Origin of the sequence: Devosia ginsengisoli, assembly GCF_007859655.1 — a bacterium.
Classification (GTDB): domain Bacteria; phylum Pseudomonadota; class Alphaproteobacteria; order Rhizobiales; family Devosiaceae; genus Devosia; species Devosia ginsengisoli.
The window spans coordinates 738,995-754,824 of the sequence record NZ_CP042304.1 but is presented as its reverse complement, the minus strand read 5'-3'; the positions used below and the strand labels follow the sequence as shown (position 1 = coordinate 754,824).

The 15,830-nt window shown below is 63.9% G+C and carries 14 protein-coding genes; 8 read left to right on the top strand and 6 right to left on the bottom strand.

The annotated features are described in order from the left end of the window. Positions 1-164: 164 nt before the first annotated feature. On the bottom strand, positions 165-1,541 hold the full coding sequence (locus FPZ08_RS03680) for a hypothetical protein (protein ID WP_146288729.1): 1,377 nt from the start codon (positions 1,539-1,541) through the stop codon (positions 165-167). A 448-nt stretch (positions 1,542-1,989) separates the two neighbouring features. Between FPZ08_RS03680 and FPZ08_RS03675 the strand changes: the two genes are divergently transcribed. Then, positions 1,990-2,733 (top strand): SDR family oxidoreductase, encoded by a 744-nt coding sequence (locus FPZ08_RS03675; RefSeq protein ID WP_146288728.1) that lies wholly within the window; start codon positions 1,990-1,992, stop codon positions 2,731-2,733. Here FPZ08_RS03675 and nagA read toward each other — a convergent pair whose 3' ends face one another. The 3 genes from nagA to FPZ08_RS03660 are packed head-to-tail and all read right to left on the bottom strand — an operon-like array spanning position 2,734 to position 5,698. Next, entirely contained in the window at positions 2,734-3,888 is a 1,155-nt protein-coding gene (gene nagA / locus FPZ08_RS03670; protein ID WP_146288727.1) for an N-acetylglucosamine-6-phosphate deacetylase, read from the bottom strand. Beyond that, positions 3,885-4,895, bottom strand: coding sequence for an SIS domain-containing protein (locus FPZ08_RS03665; protein ID WP_146292923.1), 1,011 nt, complete (start codon positions 4,893-4,895; stop codon positions 3,885-3,887). The genes nagA and FPZ08_RS03665 overlap by 4 nt, the downstream gene beginning before the upstream one ends. 41 nt (positions 4,896-4,936) lie before the next feature. Further along, a complete protein-coding gene (locus FPZ08_RS03660; RefSeq protein WP_146288726.1) occupies positions 4,937-5,698 on the bottom strand; it encodes a GntR family transcriptional regulator in 762 nt (253 codons plus the stop codon). Positions 5,699-5,962: 264 nt separating this feature from the next. Between FPZ08_RS03660 and FPZ08_RS03655 the strand changes: the two genes are divergently transcribed. Next, entirely contained in the window at positions 5,963-6,904 is a 942-nt protein-coding gene (locus FPZ08_RS03655; protein WP_146288725.1) for an N-acetylmuramic acid 6-phosphate etherase, read from the top strand. Positions 6,905-6,990: 86 nt separating this feature from the next. Here FPZ08_RS03655 and FPZ08_RS03650 read toward each other — a convergent pair whose 3' ends face one another. Both FPZ08_RS03650 and FPZ08_RS03645 read right to left on the bottom strand, forming a co-directional pair. Then, positions 6,991-9,414, bottom strand: a complete 2,424-nt coding sequence (locus FPZ08_RS03650) for a glycoside hydrolase family 2 protein (RefSeq protein WP_146288724.1) — start codon at positions 9,412-9,414, stop codon at positions 6,991-6,993. Between the two features lie 23 nt (positions 9,415-9,437). Next, entirely contained in the window at positions 9,438-9,758 is a 321-nt protein-coding gene (locus tag FPZ08_RS03645) for a helix-turn-helix domain-containing protein (RefSeq protein ID WP_146288723.1), read from the bottom strand. 162 nt (positions 9,759-9,920) lie between these two features. Between FPZ08_RS03645 and FPZ08_RS03640 the strand changes: the two genes are divergently transcribed. The 6 genes from FPZ08_RS03640 to FPZ08_RS03615 all read left to right on the top strand — a co-directional run bounded on the left by FPZ08_RS03640 (position 9,921) and on the right by FPZ08_RS03615 (position 15,766). Continuing rightward, complete coding sequence (locus FPZ08_RS03640; protein ID WP_146288722.1) at positions 9,921-10,403, top strand: SRPBCC family protein; 483 nt, start codon at positions 9,921-9,923, stop codon at positions 10,401-10,403. A 588-nt stretch (positions 10,404-10,991) separates the two neighbouring features. Further along, positions 10,992-12,140, top strand: a complete 1,149-nt coding sequence (locus FPZ08_RS03635) for an extracellular solute-binding protein (protein WP_146288721.1) — start codon at positions 10,992-10,994, stop codon at positions 12,138-12,140. After that, positions 12,137-13,024, top strand: coding sequence for an ABC transporter permease (locus FPZ08_RS03630; RefSeq protein WP_146288720.1), 888 nt, complete (start codon positions 12,137-12,139; stop codon positions 13,022-13,024). The genes FPZ08_RS03635 and FPZ08_RS03630 overlap by 4 nt, the downstream gene beginning before the upstream one ends. A 118-nt stretch (positions 13,025-13,142) precedes the next feature. Further along, on the top strand, positions 13,143-13,880 hold the full coding sequence (locus tag FPZ08_RS03625) for an ABC transporter permease (protein ID WP_246132868.1): 738 nt from the start codon (positions 13,143-13,145) through the stop codon (positions 13,878-13,880). A 10-nt stretch (positions 13,881-13,890) separates the two neighbouring features. Next, complete coding sequence (locus FPZ08_RS03620) at positions 13,891-14,931, top strand: ABC transporter ATP-binding protein (RefSeq protein WP_146288718.1); 1,041 nt, start codon at positions 13,891-13,893, stop codon at positions 14,929-14,931. Between the two features lies 1 nt (position 14,932). Further along, positions 14,933-15,766 carry a glycerophosphodiester phosphodiesterase gene (locus FPZ08_RS03615; RefSeq protein WP_146288717.1) on the top strand — a complete coding sequence of 278 codons (834 nt, stop codon included), beginning with the start codon at positions 14,933-14,935 and terminating at the stop codon, positions 15,764-15,766. Positions 15,767-15,830: the final 64 nt, after the last annotated feature.

Below are 15,830 nucleotides of genomic sequence, written 5' to 3'. Positions count from 1 at the left end.
CAGGTTAGGCCTGACGTGACAGTCCGGGGCTAGGCGCGCGATGAGGGTGGGCGGCGATACGCCACCCCCACCGCCCATCCTCGGCCGGGTGTCCACACTCTCCCCCAAAGCAGAAAGGCCCGGCGTGAGCCGGGCCCTTTCCGTAGCAGGTCGTAATCCGAGGATTACTGGAAGGCCTTGGAGGCCTTGAAGGTGACCTTGTAAGCGCCGTTCTGCTGAACGGTGGCGCCAACCGACGACGAGAAGCCGCCGCCAGGGGTCCAGCCGAGTTCGGCCTTGCCGTAGAAGTCGGAGTAGGCAGCAGCAACCGGAGCCGGAGCAACGTCGGCGGCATGGCCGTAGACGCCGATTTCGGTGGTCAGCTTGACGGTTTCGGTCAGCGAAGCGATCAACTGAGCAGCAACCTGGTAGCCATCGCCCACGCCGGCAGTGCCGTCGTTGAAGTAACGGCCGCCGATGTTGATTTCGATGCCATCGGTAACCGTGGCGCCGAACGAACCGCCGAAGCCGAAGTCGGTGTCGAGAGCAGCGCCGCCAACGGCGGTGCCACCAGCAGCTTCAGCCGACAGAGCAACCTTGAACATGTCGAACTTGGCTTCGCCCGAAACCAGGCCGTTCCAGTAGGACCAGTTGCCGGCCGGGTTGTAGCCGCCGCCAGCGGCCAGGGCTGCACGGAGCTTGAAGGCGTCGAACGTGCTGGTCACGCCAGCATGCACGGCATAGGTATCGCCAACGGTCTGAACGCCGTCGAGCAGGCCACCAACGGAACCGCTGATGTGAGCAGTGATGCCTTCGCCGGCATACTGCAGCACGCCGATCAGGCTGCCAGCTTCGTTGTCGGTACGGTCGAGAGCTTCAAGACCGATCTTACCGACCAGGCCTTCGCCGAAGCTGGATTCGAGCTGGATGACATGACCACCCTTACGAACCGGGCCTTCCCAGACGCCGACGTCAGCATCCTTGGACATGAACAGACCGGTGAAGTTGAACGGCTCGTCATCGCCTTCGTTGAAGATCGAACCCTTCTTACCAGCGCTGAGGATGGTGGTGTCGCCGACCTGGACATAGGCGTCCTGGGCGCGGAGCGGATGCGCATCGCCGTTCACGACGCCGATGGCATCACGAGCGCGCTGGTAGTCACGCTGGCGCAGGTTGATCACGACCGAAGCCGGGCCGAAATCGCTCGAAGCGGTGCCGACGAACTTCAGCAGGGTCTCAACCTTGGAGTCCCAATCCTGATTGGACACGCCAACGAGGTTGCTGGGGGTGTCGACGGAAACGACACCGTCGGTGTTCGGTGCGCCGGCAAACGGGGTGTTGGCAATGACATGGCCGCCGCCGTTGAAGTTACCCCATTCGAAGGTGTAGTTCACGGCGCCCGAGATCTGCAGGCAGTTGGTGTCGGACGAGATGGTCAGGCCCGACAGGCCCAGTTCGTCGCAGACGTCGAGCGAGGTGAGAACGCCCAGATCGGCAGCGAAGCCGGCGGTCGAGAGACCGGCAGCAGCAACAGAACCGAGGATAAGGCTCTTGAGTTTCATTAGTTGACCTCCAAAGTCAGTCATTCTTGGTACCGGTTTCCCGGCAGGTTTGTCGAAACGCGACCACACTATTCGTGGTGCAGTGTGTTGCCGTCGCGCTGCGACCGACAAACGATCCCATGCATGGATTCGCAAGGCCCACTCTACGCATGACGAAAAATGACGCAATCGCGCAAAAGCCGTTTTGCCGCCGCGCAACATGGTTGGGAACCGGATGTTGCAGATTCAGCACACAGACGGAAACCGACTGTTAACCCGGCTGAAGGAAGCGTTAAAATCCGCCCGTTTTGCGGGCATGTTACAGCGCGCAAGCGCGCCGACGGCGTTATATTCGGCCCGGCGTCCAGCAATGCGCCTGCCATAGACGCAGCGAGGATGCGGCGGAATCATGCCGGAAATTCGAAAAGCCGGAGGCGGCGATTCCGCCTCGCCACAATTGGGAGCGAACATGCAAAGCCAGAAGAAGGTTGCCGTCATCACTGGGGGAAGTTCGGGCATCGGCAAGGCCGCGGCGCTGGGCCTGGCCGCGGCGGGATACGATGTCGCCATTTGCGGGCGGCGGGCCGACGCGCTGCAAACCGTGGCGGTCGAGACCAAGGGGTATTGGGCCGAATGCGACGTGACCGACCCGACGGCGGTGGCGCATTTCTTCGCCGGGGTCAAAGAGCGCTATGGCCGGGTCGACCTGGTGTTCAATAATGCAGGCCGCTTCGCACCGGCTGTTTCCTTCGGCGATCTCGATGTCGTCACCTGGCGGGAAATGGTCGATACCAATCTCAACGGCGCCTTCTATGTGGCGCGCGAAGCGTTCCGCGCCATGCGCGACCAGAACCCCCAGGGCGGGCGCATCATCAACAATGGCTCGATCTCGGCCTATGTGCCCAGGCCGGGCGCCGCCTCCTATACGGCGACCAAGCACGCCATTACCGGGCTGACCAAGGCGATCTCGCTCGATGGCCGCGCCTTCAATATTGCCTGCGGACAGATCGATATCGGCAACGCGGCCACCGACATGACCAGCCACATGAATGCCGGCTCGCTGCAGGCCAATGGCACAATCATGCCGGAGCCGACCTTCGATCTGCGCCATGTCGTCGACGCACTGCTCTACATGGCCGGCCTGCCGCTCTCGGCCAATGTGCAGTTCATGACTGTCATGGCGACCACCATGCCCTATATCGGGCGGGGCTAGTCAGGCGCGAAACACTTCCGCACCACCGATCCACGTCGCGCGCACCTTCCGCTCGTCCGACAGGTGCACGAAGCTCGCGACAGCGCCCGGGCGCAAATGGCCGAATTCGCCTTCGATGCCCATGGCCTCGGCCGGATAGAGCGAGGCCATGCGCACCGCCTCCTCGAAGGGGAGGCCGATGCGGCTATGCATGAATTCCACCGCGTCGATCATGTCGAGATCGGCGCCGGCCAGCGTGCCGTCGGCCAGGCGCAGGGCGCCGTCGGCGCGCGTAATCGTGCGGCCATTGAGCGTCAGCGTCTTGATATCGGTGCCGGTCTGCGACATGGCGTCGGTAACAAGGAAGATGCGGCCCGGCCCGGATTTGGCACGCAAGGCAATGCGGATCGCGTCCGGATGGACATGGATGCCGTCGGCAATCAGCCCGGCGGAAACGCCGTCGCCGGTCAGCACCGCGCCGACCACGCCGGGTTCGCGATTGCCCAGCTGGCTCATGGCATTGAACAGATGCGTCGCCATGCTGGCGCCGGCGGCAAAGGCAGCGCCTGTTGTGGCGGCATCGGCATCGGAATGGCCGATGCTGACGATGATCCCCGCATCGGCCAGGACAGCGACCTGATCTTGCGTCACGGTCTCGGCCGCTACCGTGCAGAGCAGGTTGGGCAGGCCGGCCCGCGCCGCGACGAGTCGCGCCAGATCCTCGCTGTCCATCGGCCGGATCAGCGCAGGGTCATGCGTCCCCTTGCGGGCGAGCGAGAGATGCGGCCCCTCCAGATGCAGGCCGATAAAGCCGGGCACGCCCTGCTCCGCCGCCGTCTTGCCGGCGGCCATGGCGGCGATATTGACCGGCACGGTATCGGTGATCAGCGTCGGCAGCAGCGCCGTGGTACCGAATTGCGCATGGGCGGCGCAGATGGTGCGGATGGCGTCCACTGACGGATCGTTGTTGAACAGCACGCCGCCGCCGCCATTGACCTGCAGGTCGATAAAGCCGGGCACGAGCATGCCACCGTCGAGCCGCACTCGCTCGGCATTGGCCGGAACCGCATCCGCAATTCCCGCAACATGGCCAAATTCCACCAGCAGCGCGGCGTCATCATGCCAATGGTGCCCGTCGAAAATGCGGGCACCGCTAATGGCAAGCAGGTCGCTCATACCGTTTCCGTCACTTTCTTGAGGGCCGGCGGCACATCGGGATTGAGCCCGCGATGGCGCGACAGCGTTTCGACGAAACCATAGAAGGAAACGATCAGCGCCAGCGGGTCGGTGATCGGGTGGCCGGTGGCAGCGAAGGGCAAGGCCTTCGCCGCGCCGGGCCGGTCGCTGGTGAGGAAGGCGAGAGCCCCCTGCCCGGCCAGCTTGTGCGCCATGTCGGCCACGGAGGCCTCGGCCGCGTCGCGCGCCGCCAGCCCCAGCACCGGATAGCCCGGCGTGACGATGGCCACCGGCCCATGCATCACTTCGGCCGCGCTATAGGATTCGGCCTGGATATTGCAGGTTTCCTTGAATTTCAGCGCCGCCTCATTGGCGATGGCGAAGCCCGGCCCGCGCCCCAGCACATAAAGCGCATTATGTCCGTCCAGCGCGCCGACCAGCTCGGACCAGTCGCAGGCCACGGCCTGGCCCAGGGATTCGGGCAGCGCATTGACGGCGGCATCGAGCGCGGTATCGCCGCTCCAGCGGGCGATGAGCGACAGCCCTGCCACGACCGAAGTCACGAAGGTCTTGGTGGCCGCAACCGACTTTTCCGGCCCCGCATGCAAGTCGATGGTGAAATCGGAGGCCTCGGCCAAAGGTGAGCCCGCCGTATTGGTGATGGCAATGGTCGCGGCGCCCGAGCGGCGGGCCGACTGCGTCATGCCGACAATATCGGGGCTCTTGCCCGATTGCGAAATGGCAATGGTGGCAGCGCGGCCGAGCTTGAGATCCTTGCCATAGATCGAGGCAATTGACGGCCCGATGGAGGCGACCGGTAGGCCGAGCGTCAGCTCGATGGCATATTTGAGATAGGAACAGGCGTGATCGGACGAACCGCGGGCAACCGTGGCGACCAAAGCCGGGTCGCGCTCGCGCAAAGCCGCAGCGGCGGCATCAAGTACCGAACCGGACTGGTCGAGGAAATTGGCAACGACGCCGGGAATGGCCTCCACTTCCTGGCGCATATAGGTCTCAGTGCTCACGTCTTCCCGCCTCCATTGCCGGACTAGTCGCCAATCCGCAGTTCGGCGACGAAATCATAGGTATCGCCCCGATAGATGGAGCGGGTGAATTCGATGACCCGCCCGGAGGCGAGGTAGGAGGTACGCTCGATATTGAGCCCGGCCGAGCCGGCCGGCACCTGCAGCAGATGGGCATCCTCATCGGCCAGGTTGGCGGCCCGGATGCGCTGAATGGCGCGGATGGGTCGATTGCCCGATTTATCGAGATGCTTGTAGAGGCTGTCACCAATACCCGCCGGGTCGGGCAAGATGCGCGACGACAGGCTCGCCCGCTCGATAGCCAGCGGCGTATCGCCTGTGAGCCGCAGGCGCGAAATGCGCGCCACCTGCTCGCCCGAGCTAAGTCCCAGAATCACGGTTTCTTCCGGCGACGGCAGATAGAGTCCACGATCGAGCCATTCGGCCCGCACCGCCATGCCGCGCCGCGCCATATCCTCGGTGAAGGAGGTGAGTTGCGACAGCGACTGCTCGACGCGCTGCGTCTGCGGCGCCACGAAAGTGCCCGAGCCGTGGCGCTGCACCAGCACGCCATCCTTGACCAGCTGCAGCACGGCCTTGCGCACGGTTACGCGCGAGACATCCACCTTGGTGGCCAGATCGCGTTCGGAGGGCAGCGCGTCGCCGGGATTGATGGCGCCGCTATGGATGGCATCCTCGATCCAGCGCTTGAGCTGCAGATAGAGCGGGCCGCCGGAGGGCAGCACGACAGGGCCGTCGGCAAAGAAACTGTTCGACACGTCGGTCACTCTTCCCCCCTCGCCTTGTGGCGCCCGTCATCGCGTTGCATATCACTAAAAATCCGTCGTTTGACCAGTCGCCCATCCTCCCGGCAATATGATACCAATAAAATACCATTTACCAAGCCCCAAATCACGTTTCTGCACAATCGGGGCATGGCTCTGGTGCAATTGGGGTTTTGGTGGGCAAATCCCTGGTTGAGCAACCCGATTCCGGCCGTCATATAGACAAGTGGTATTTTTTTGGCATTATTGCGGCGACTGGAGACCGGTATGAGCGCAACCCGAACCGAGATGACGCATGCCCGCGCCAGGGGCTTCGATACCCTGCCCCCGCAGGAGGCGCTGGCGATTCTCGCGGCCGCGCAGGCCGAGGCCGCCGCAGCGGTACAGCAGGCTGTGCCCGATATCGCCAGGGCGGCGCAACTGGCCGCCGATTGCCTCACTTGTGGCGGAAGGCTGGTCTATGTCGCGGCCGGCAGTTCCGGGCTGATGGCGCTGGCCGATGCACTCGAACTGCCCGGCACCTATGGCCTGGCCCGCGATCGTATCGAGGTCCTGCTGGCCGGTGGCGTTGCCGGCCTCATCGACATGGTGGGCGGCCCGGAAGACGATGCCGATGCGGCCCGCGCCGAAATCGCGGCGGTCCAGGTCAGCCCGGGCGATTGCGTCATCGCCCTCACCGCCAGCGGTTACACGCCCTATCCCATGGCCGCCGTCGAGGCAGCTCGCGCTGCGGGCGCCAAAACCATCGGCATCAGCAATAATAGCGGCGCGCCGCTATTCGATCGCGTCGACGTCGCCATCTGCCTGCCGACACCGCCCGAAGTGATTGCCGGCTCGACCCGCATGGGCGCCGGCACCGCGCAGAAGATCGCCCTCAACATGCTCTCTACCATGATGGCCATCCATCTCGGCCATGTGCATGACGGCTATATGGTCAGCTTGATCGCCGACAACATGAAACTGCGCGGCCGCGCGAGACGCATTGTCATGGCCGTAAGCCAGGTGTCGGAAGACCAGGCCGCCGCCGCGCTGGAACAGGCCGGCGGCGCGGTGAAGACGGCGATATTGCTGGCGGCCGGGGCGGATAGCGTCGATGGCGCGGAACGCTTACTGGCGGCGAATGAAGGCCGGCTGCGGCCCGCGCTGAAGGCGATAGGGGTGCTAAGCGCTTCACCTGTCCCACCCACCGATCGTCACCCTCGGGCTTGACCCGAGGGCTCTGCACTTACGGCGCGTTCGGCATGTGTAACCCCCTCGGGTCAAGCCCGAGGGTGACGGCCGGTGGCGGTGGCGCGCTATCTCACCAACTGATTGGCACAGCGAAACACCGGGCTCGCTCCCAGCATCCCCGCATCCAGCTCCACAGCACAACTCACCCGAAACACCCTGCTCTCCCCCGGCAGCAGCGTCACCAGCATCTCATCCACGCTGGCATCGGGGTGGATACGGTCCACAAACAGGCACAGATCCTTCAGCAGGCTCCGCGCCGTCACCGTCACCAGCCAGTCCCCGCCATCTCGCGCCACGACGATATCCGCCCGCGCCTCCGGCAGGTCGAGGTCAACATCCTCGTTGAAATAATACTGCGCCACGCTGTCATGCATGGTCGCCACCAGCATTTCATCACGCGGATTATGAGGCTTTGCCACGTCGTCCGGGATGGCCAGCGCGGCGATATCCAGCCGGTCGGCACACAGCCGCCAATGCGTCCATTCCGCCAGCACCGTGCCATCGAAACGCACCCGCTTCACCGTCACCGGCCCACGCCAGAACAAGGTCCGCTCGTTGACCGCAAAGACATGCAGCCTTTCCCCACGAGGCTGGATCGTCAGCAGATGCGGATGATAGGCGGCGCGCAGCGCATACCAGAGCGGCTTGCGCCGGCCATAGCCATCCACGGCGGCCCATGAGGTCACCGGCCAGCAATCGTTCAACTGCCAGACGATAGCGCCCATATTGGTGCCGCGATGACTGCGCCAATGCTCCACGCCGAAACGGATGGCGCGCGCCTGGTTGAGCTGGGTGGCATAGTGCCAGTCATCCATATTGCCAGGCGCCGGCAGGTGCCCATCCAGCCCGCGCAGCAGCTTGTCATTACCTGATGTCGCCTTCTGGTGATGCCACACACCCGGCGAGGTCGGCGTCATCGGCTGGTCATGCACCGATTGGCTCAGCGTCGCCCAAGTCGGCGGCGCCTGCCAGCCGAATTCGGAGCAGAAGCGCGGCACGCTGTCGGCATAATGCTCGTAGCCGACCTCGTTCCACACGTCCCAGACATGCGAACAGCCATGCGCGGGATCATTGGGATGGATATCCATCGACCCGGAATAGGGGCTCCCCGCCCAATAAGGCCTTGTCGGATCGAGCTCCGCCACCAGGCGTGGCAGCAGGTCGAGATAATAGCCGAGCCCCCAGCTCCGTCCCTCCAGCACGTCCTGCCAGCCCCAGTCGAACCAGCCCCAGATATTCTCGTTATTGCCGTTCCACAGCACCAGCGACGGATACGGCATGAGCCGCACGATATTGTCCCGTGCCTCGGCCTCGATCTCATCGGGCAGGTCACCTTCTTCCGGATAGGCGGCGCAGGCGAACAAAAAGTCCTGCCAGACCAGCATGCCCGCCGCGTCGCAGGCTTCGTAGAACGCCTCGGTCTCGTAGATACCGCCGCCCCAGACGCGCAGCATGTTGATATTGGCGGCTTTGGCTTGCGCGATGCGGGTGGCGTAGCGCTCCGGCGTCACCCGCGGCAGGAAGCAATCGTCCGGGATCCAGTTGGCGCCGCAGATATAGACCTCGGTGTCATTGATGACGAAGGTGAAGGCGGTACCCTTATCGTCCTGCGCCGTATCGAGCCGCAGCGAGCGAAAGCCGATTTTCCTGCGCCAGGAATCGGTTACGGCGCCCGCTTCATCCAACAGGTCCACCACCAGCTCATATAGCGGCTGGCTGCCCAGCCCATGCGGCCACCACAAAGCGGGACTGGGCACGACAAGATCAAGCACCGCACCCACCGGCAATTCTTTGACTATCCCGGCCACACTGGCCCGTAGGCGCAAACCCGCGCCGCCCTCCACATCAACATGCGCCCGCACGCGACCATCCGCACCCTCCAGCGTCACCTCGGGGCGAACGCTGGCAATGCGCGCCCTGCTCCAGCTTTCCAGCCGGATCGGCTTCCAGATGCCTGCCGTGACCAGCGTCGGACCCCAGTCCCAGCCGAAATTGCAGGCCATCTTGCGCATCAGGTTGGCCGGGCCGGGATAGTTGTTGGGTCGCGGCTCATATTGTGCCGCCAGCGCCTCGCCCCGTGTCCAGGCCGATTCGAACAGGATCGTCAGCGTATTGGCCCCTGCCCGCAGCAGCCCGCGGACATCGAACCGGTATTCCCGGTTCATATTGGCCGTTTCCCCCACTATCGCGCCGTTGAGCACGATCTGCGCAAAGGTATCGAGCCCGGGACAGACCAGCTCGACATGATCGGCACCATCGTCCTGCCACTCGAATTCCAGTTCATAGCGCCAGTCGCAGCGCCCCACCCAATCGACGGTTATCTCGTTGAGGTCGAGATAGGGGTCGGCGATCAGCCGCGCCGCCAGCAGGTCGGTATGCACCGTGCCCGGCATTGTCGCCGGAATAGTGTCCGGCAAAGCCGGCGCGCCGCGCGGCCGGGCGCAGGTCAGGGTCCAGCCCTGCTCGAGGGTCCGTTGGGAAAGGGGCATTGCAGGCTTTCGCTATAGAGAGGTCAGGCGATGTCGTCTTCGCCGGTTGTGCCGCCCTCGCCTTCCCAGGTCTGGATGCGCTTGACGGTCTGGCGCGGGAATTTGAGGCGCACCCCCGCGCCCACCCCGTCCTGCTCGGGCAGGAAGACCACGCCAGCCTCCTCCAGCGCGGCGCGGATGGCGCGCTGGCAATTGGCGTCGGGTCGCAGCGTTTCAGCTTCAAAACGCTCGATTTCGCTGGCCGGCACATTGGTCGCTTCGGCGAGGCCGGAAATCGACCAGCCGACCAGGGCCCGGCCGGCCCGGCTTTGCGGCGCGGTAATGGGTGGCACTGGCTCGGTCATGGCAGGTCTCCTAGGGCTGGCTACAGCAAACATCCTCCGGGCCCGCCTGCCAAGCCGGGACATCGCCGCAGCACAAAAAAGATCAAAATCAACAAGGGACGTGTCGAAAGCCGGTCCGGCCGCTCGTCGCCATGATGAAACTGCCCATCAAGGAGGACTACAATGACCAACGCGCTTCCCACCCAGGATACCGACCGCGACCTCGTGCTGACCCGCCTGCTCAATGCCCCGCGCGACAAGGTGTTTCAGTGCTGGACCCAGCCTGATCTCATCAAGCAGTGGTTTGCCCCCAGGCCCTGGACCACGCCCAAGGTCGAGATGGACCTGCGCCCCGGCGGCGGCAATGTGATGACCATGGCCGACGAGAACGGCACCGAATATCCCAATGCCGGGCAATATCTCGAAATCGTGCCCAACGAAAAGCTGGTCTTCACCGATGCCTTTACCGGTGACTGGGCGCCGTCAGCCAAGCCCTTCTTCACCGCCATCCTGACCTTCGAGGATGCCGGCGAGGGCAAGACGCGCTACACCGCCATTGCCCGTCACTGGACCGCCGAAGATGCCGCCGCCCACAAGCAGATGGGCTTCCACGAAGGCTGGGGCATGTGCGCCGCCCAGCTCGAAGAACTGGCCAGCCGCGTCTAGGTCCCAACACAACTTTTGATTCTTCTATCCGTCGCTCCCGGATCCCATCCGGGAGCGTCTTGGTTTCCGCGAGTCGATCCAGAATCTCCCCATCCATGCCCGCACTGTCATAATAGAACGTCAATTCTATTACTGGAACGACTTGCGCGCTTCATTCGAAACTGCCCCGCCGCCGCCCGAAACCATCCGACCGGGTCTCTCCGACACAAATTCTTCCGCGCCCGTGCCCGCGCCGCGCTACGCCGAAACGCCGCGACATGACGCCGTCGCAATATCGCAGCTCGTGTGGAGGCGTCGCCATTGTTCCAAATTATATTCATTGAATTCAATATGATACACCACACAACCTGACGCGCCACGCCGCGCTGGAATGTGGGTTTCGGGCGACTGTTACACGACTGTCGCAGAGCTGTGATTTCTACGCGCGGATCGTTGTGTCGTGGATCGGCGGGTTTCCGCTTGCATAATTTTCCGACCGGTAGTTAGCTTCCGGCCGGGAGAGGTCGACGCAAGATCGATGAAACCTAAAGGCGGAACTGACCGCCTCGTGGAACATCCGTTCCAATGAACGGACTTTGGGAGATTACAATGAAACGGCGTGATTTCATGCTTGCTGCCGGTACTGCTGCCGGCGCCCTGATGCTGCCCCGCATGTCCTTCGGTGCCGAAGGCGTCATCGACTGGTACACCAGCTCGGACAGCAACATTCTCGATTTCTGGACCAATACGGTGAAGCCGGCCTTCGAGGCCGCCAATCCGGGCCTGTCGATTAACCTGGTCGATGCTGGCGACGGCGCCGGCATCATCGCCATTGGCGAACGCGCCATTGCCGCCAAGCAGACCAATACCGACCCGCAGGCGGACTTCTTCGAATCCGGCAATGCCCAGCTGCCGCTGGATGCCATCGATGCCGGCATCTATGTGAACATGAAGGAAGCCGGCCTTTCCAACTTCTCCAAGGTCAACCCGCTGGCTTTCGACAGCGACTACAGCCTGCCCTATCGCGGCAGCCAGGTGCTGCTGGCCTATGACGGCACCAAGTTGAGCGCCGCAGACGCCCCCAAGACCTGGGACGACCTGGTTACCTGGATCAAGGCCAATCCCGGCCAGTTCGTCTATAACCGCCCCGACAAGGGCGGTTCGGGCGGCAATTTCGTGCGCCGGGCCATTCACCAGGCCAACGGGCTCGATCCCGCGGTGTTCACCGTGGACAACTATACCCAGGAATTCGGCGACGAAGCGCTGGGCAAGGCTTGGGAACTGCTGGCCGATATCGCGCCGTCGCTCTATGACAATGGCGCCTATTCGTCGGGCAACACCCAGTCCATCCAGTTGTTGGCCCAGGGCGTGGTGACCATGACCCCGGTCTGGTCGGACCAGATTCTCCAGGCCATCGATCAGGGCGTGCTGCCCGATACGACCGGCCTCGTCCAGCTCCAGGACCTGGCGCTGGTGGGCGGGTTTACCCGCAGCATCGTGCTGGAAAATGGCGCCAACCGCGATGCCGCCCTCAAGCTGGCGGACTTCATTCTGTCCGAAGACATCCAGAGCGCCATCCTGACCGAACTCGGCGGCTTCCCCGGCGTATCGTGGGACTATATCTCGCCCGAACTGCGCGAACGCTTTGCCGATATCGTGCCGCAGACCATCCCGACTTTCCCGTCGGGCGCATGGGAAGCCGCCATCAATGATGGCTGGTACCGCAACGTCGCACCGAACGTCGATCGCAACTCGTGACCGAACTGTCTGAGGGAGCGGCACGCCCGCTCATCGAAACCACGGGTGAAAGCAGGAGGCCAACCGGCCTCCTGCTCGTCGCCATCCCCGTATTGCTGATGGCGTGGCTGATCATCTGGCCCATCTTCAGCGCCATCGGCCGGACCATCTGGCGACCCGATGCCGAAGGCGTTCCGGGCTTCACGCTGTCGAGCTACGTCTTCTTCTTTTCCGACCAGTACAGCATCAACAATCTGCTGGTGACGCTGTGGACCACGGGCATGTGCGCCCTGTTGCTCCTCGTCATCTGCCTGCCGATCGCGCTTTACCTGCGCTTCTCGTCCGGGCGGATGCCGGCCTATGTGCAGGCGCTGGCCATTTTCCCCATGTTCGTGCCCTCGATCATCCTGGCCTATGCGTTCATCCGCGTGCTGGGCCCGAACGGCATGGTCGATATCCTGCTCAATGCGGTGGGCCTGCCCAAGATCCGCACGCCCTATCTCACGCCCTGGGGGCCGGTGATCGGGCTGGTCTGGGACAATATCCCGCTGACCGTGCTCATCCTGCTGTCGGGCATGGGCAATGTCGCTAATCACGCCATCGAGGCGGCGCGCGATGTCGGTGCCAACCGGTTCCAGGTGTTCTGGCATATCGTGCTGCCGCGCATTTCCAATTCGATGCTGGTGGCCATTTCCTTTGCCGTGCTGGGCATTTTCTCGTCCTTCACCCTGCCCTACCTGCTGGGCCCGGCCGCGCCGGAAATGATGGGGCCGTTCATGAACCGCACCTTCCGCGAGGTGCAGGACCCGCTCAATGCCATCACGCAGGCGGTCATCACCTTCTGCTTCTGCATCGCCTTCGGGCTGTTCTATGTGCGCTCGGTCGCACGCAACCAGGGGAAGTAGCATGGCACAACTCGCTCCTGCCGCCACCGCCGCCCCCCGGCCTGCGCCGAACCGCGTGCCCATCGACTGGACCGGCATAGCCTTTACCGCCCTGCTCTCGGCGGCCATCATCCTGCCCATGCTGGTGGTCGCCACCTGGGCTTTCACCGAGGTCTGGCGCTATCCCAATGTAGTGCCGCAGCAATTCGGCCTGCGCTTCTGGAACCAGACGCTGACAAGGCCCGATGTGTGGTCGGCGCTGACACTGAGCCTGCAGCTTTCCACCGTGGTCACCCTGCTTTCGGCGGCCATCTGCCTGCCGGCGGCCTATGCCTTCGCCCGGCTCAGCTTTCCCGGCCGCAATGTCCTGTTCTTCTCGTTCCTGGCCGGGCATGCCTTCCCCAAATTCGGCCTGCTGATCGCCATTGCTGCCATTTTCCTGCAGCTCAACCTCATTGGCACCTTCTGGGGCGTCGTCCTCATCCAGCTCGTAGGCACATTGCTGTTCATGATCTGGATCCCGGTGGCCGCCTTCCAGTCGGTCGATCGGCGCATGGAAGAGGCGGCGCGCGATGTGGGCGCCGGACCGCTGCGCGTCTTCTGGTCGGTCACCCTGCCCCAGGCCGGCCCGACCATTGCCGCGGCCGTGCTGCTGAGCTTCGTCGGCACCTTCTACGAAACCGAAGGCGCCTGGCTCATCGGCGCGCCCGGCATCCGCACCATGCCGGTGCTGATGATTTCCTTCATCAACAACCAGATGGTCATCCAGTATGGCGCCGTGCTTTCGGTGATGCTCTGGGTCCCCTCTTTCATTGCCCTGATGTTCGCCCGGCGCGTCATTGGCGGCGGCGCCTTTGCCCGCGGCTTCGGCGGCTAGGAAACTGCATATGTCCGTTCTCAAAATCTCCGATGTCACCAAAGTCTTCGCCGCCGGCAATGTGGTGGCCGTGGACACGTTCTCGCTCGATGTGGCCGATGGCGAGCTGGTCTGCCTGCTCGGCCCCTCCGGCTCGGGCAAGTCCACCCTATTGCGCATGGTGGGCGGCTTCGAGCGCCCCACCGGCGGCCTCATCACCATCGATGGCGAAGACATCACGCACCTGCCGCCCGAAAAACGGCCCACCGGCATGGTGTTCCAGAGCCATGCCTTGTGGACCCATATGAATGTGTTCAAGAATCTGGCCTTCGGCCTCAAGCTGCGGCGCATCCCGGCTGACGAGATCAAGCGGCGTGTCGAGGCCGTGCTCGAACTGGTCGGCCTGGGCGGCTATGGCACGCGCCATGTGAACCAGTTGTCGGGCGGCCAGCAGCAGCGCGTGGCCCTTGCCCGCTCGCTGGTACTCGAGCCGAAAATCCTGCTGCTCGACGAGCCTTTTGCGAGTCTGGACCAGCACTTGCGCGAAAGACTTCGCGAAGAGGTGCGCGATATCCAGCAGCGCCTCAAGATCACCACCCTGTTCGTGACCCATGGGCAGGACGAGGCCCTGTCCATGGCCGATCGCATCGTCGTCATGCGCGATGGCAAGACCGAGCAGGTCGACCGCCCCGACATCATCTACCGCGAACCGCAGACGCCGTTCGTCGCCGGCTTCATCGGCACGATGAACCTCATCGAGGGCACTGTGGCCAATGGCACCTTCACCCGGGCGGGCTATTCGGCGCCCCTGCCCGTCAGCGACGGCCCGGCCATCCTGGCCATCCGCCCCGAAGCGCTCGAGCTGACCGTGGCGAGCGAGGGCAGCCAGGGCAAGGTGCATCGCGTCACCGATTACGGCACGCATGGCCTGGTGGACCTCGATCTCAACGACGCCACCCGCATCAAGGTGATGGTGCCCCATCCCGACCTGTTCAAAGCCGGCCAGGGCGTCACGCTGGCCGCCACGGCCGTCGCCGCCTATCGCGACGGCGCCGTCATCCATCGGACCTGACATGACCGACCCCATCGCCATCACCCGCAATGGCCACCGCACCTGGCTCAAATGGCATCGCGGTCGCCGCAAGGCGTCCGATCCGGTCTTTACCGGCGCACGCATTCTCGAAGCCATGCGGTTGGGCGCCAGTGTCGAAGTGGACCTCGTCGTCACAGCGGACAAGGGCATGGCCGTGCTGCATGACATGGCGCTCGACCGCGAAACCACCGGCCACGGCCCGGTCGCCGCAACCAGCGACGCCACGATCCGCACGCTTCACCTGCGCGGCAATGATGGCGCGCCGATCCCCGACAAGGTGATGCTGCTCGACGACCTCTGCGCCCTGATGGCCAAGGGCAAGGTACATCCCGATGCGCTGCTGCAGCTCGACTACAAGGAGGACGAAACCGTCCTCGACAGCAAAGCCATCGCCAAATTCGCCGCCGCAACCGGCCCGGTAGCCGGCAATATCATCATCTCCTCGGGCTCGGCCCCAGCGCTCAAGCTGCTCACTGCCGCAGTACCCGGCATGCGCAGCGGCTACGATGCCAGCGACGGCGAGCGCTTCAAGGCCGCCCTGGCCGGCGGCACGTTACAGACCTTCGTCGACGACGCCGTCGCCGCACTCGATGGCACCGACCTGATCTATCTCTACTGGGAAATCGTCACCCGCTCGGCCGATGCCGGCTTCGACATCGTCGAAGCCTTCCACCGCCACGGCAAACGCATTGACGCCTGGACTATCCGCGAAGCCAGCGCCGAGATGAAACCCCATGTCGAGCACCTGCTGGAATTGCGGGTGGACCAGATCACCACGGATGACCCGGAAGGGTTGATCGCGCTGATGGGGTGATGTCACGAGTGGAGCCCACCCTCCCCCCTTGTGGGGAGGGAAGCGAGATAGGGCTTAGCGTCAG

Excerpts from the sequence above, each read along its gene's own strand:
- FPZ08_RS03650 (WP_146288724.1), bottom strand. The coding sequence starts at position 9,414 with ATGCCCCTTTCCCAACGGACCCTCGAGCAGGGCTGGACCCTGACCTGC.
- nagA (WP_146288727.1), bottom strand. The coding sequence starts at position 3,888 with ATGAGCGACCTGCTTGCCATTAGCGGTGCCCGCATTTTCGACGGGCAC.
- FPZ08_RS03645 (WP_146288723.1), bottom strand. The coding sequence starts at position 9,758 with ATGACCGAGCCAGTGCCACCCATTACCGCGCCGCAAAGCCGGGCCGGC.
- FPZ08_RS03640 (WP_146288722.1), top strand. The coding sequence starts at position 9,921 with ATGACCAACGCGCTTCCCACCCAGGATACCGACCGCGACCTCGTGCTG.
- FPZ08_RS03620 (WP_146288718.1), top strand. The coding sequence starts at position 13,891 with ATGTCCGTTCTCAAAATCTCCGATGTCACCAAAGTCTTCGCCGCCGGC.
- FPZ08_RS03625 (WP_246132868.1), top strand. The coding sequence starts at position 13,143 with ATGCTGGTGGTCGCCACCTGGGCTTTCACCGAGGTCTGGCGCTATCCC.
- FPZ08_RS03655 (WP_146288725.1), top strand. The coding sequence starts at position 5,963 with ATGAGCGCAACCCGAACCGAGATGACGCATGCCCGCGCCAGGGGCTTC.
- FPZ08_RS03675 (WP_146288728.1), top strand. The coding sequence starts at position 1,990 with ATGCAAAGCCAGAAGAAGGTTGCCGTCATCACTGGGGGAAGTTCGGGC.
- FPZ08_RS03615 (WP_146288717.1), top strand. The coding sequence starts at position 14,933 with ATGACCGACCCCATCGCCATCACCCGCAATGGCCACCGCACCTGGCTC.
- FPZ08_RS03665 (WP_146292923.1), bottom strand. The coding sequence starts at position 4,895 with ATGCGCCAGGAAGTGGAGGCCATTCCCGGCGTCGTTGCCAATTTCCTC.
- FPZ08_RS03680 (WP_146288729.1), bottom strand. The coding sequence starts at position 1,541 with ATGAAACTCAAGAGCCTTATCCTCGGTTCTGTTGCTGCTGCCGGTCTC.
- FPZ08_RS03635 (WP_146288721.1), top strand. The coding sequence starts at position 10,992 with ATGAAACGGCGTGATTTCATGCTTGCTGCCGGTACTGCTGCCGGCGCC.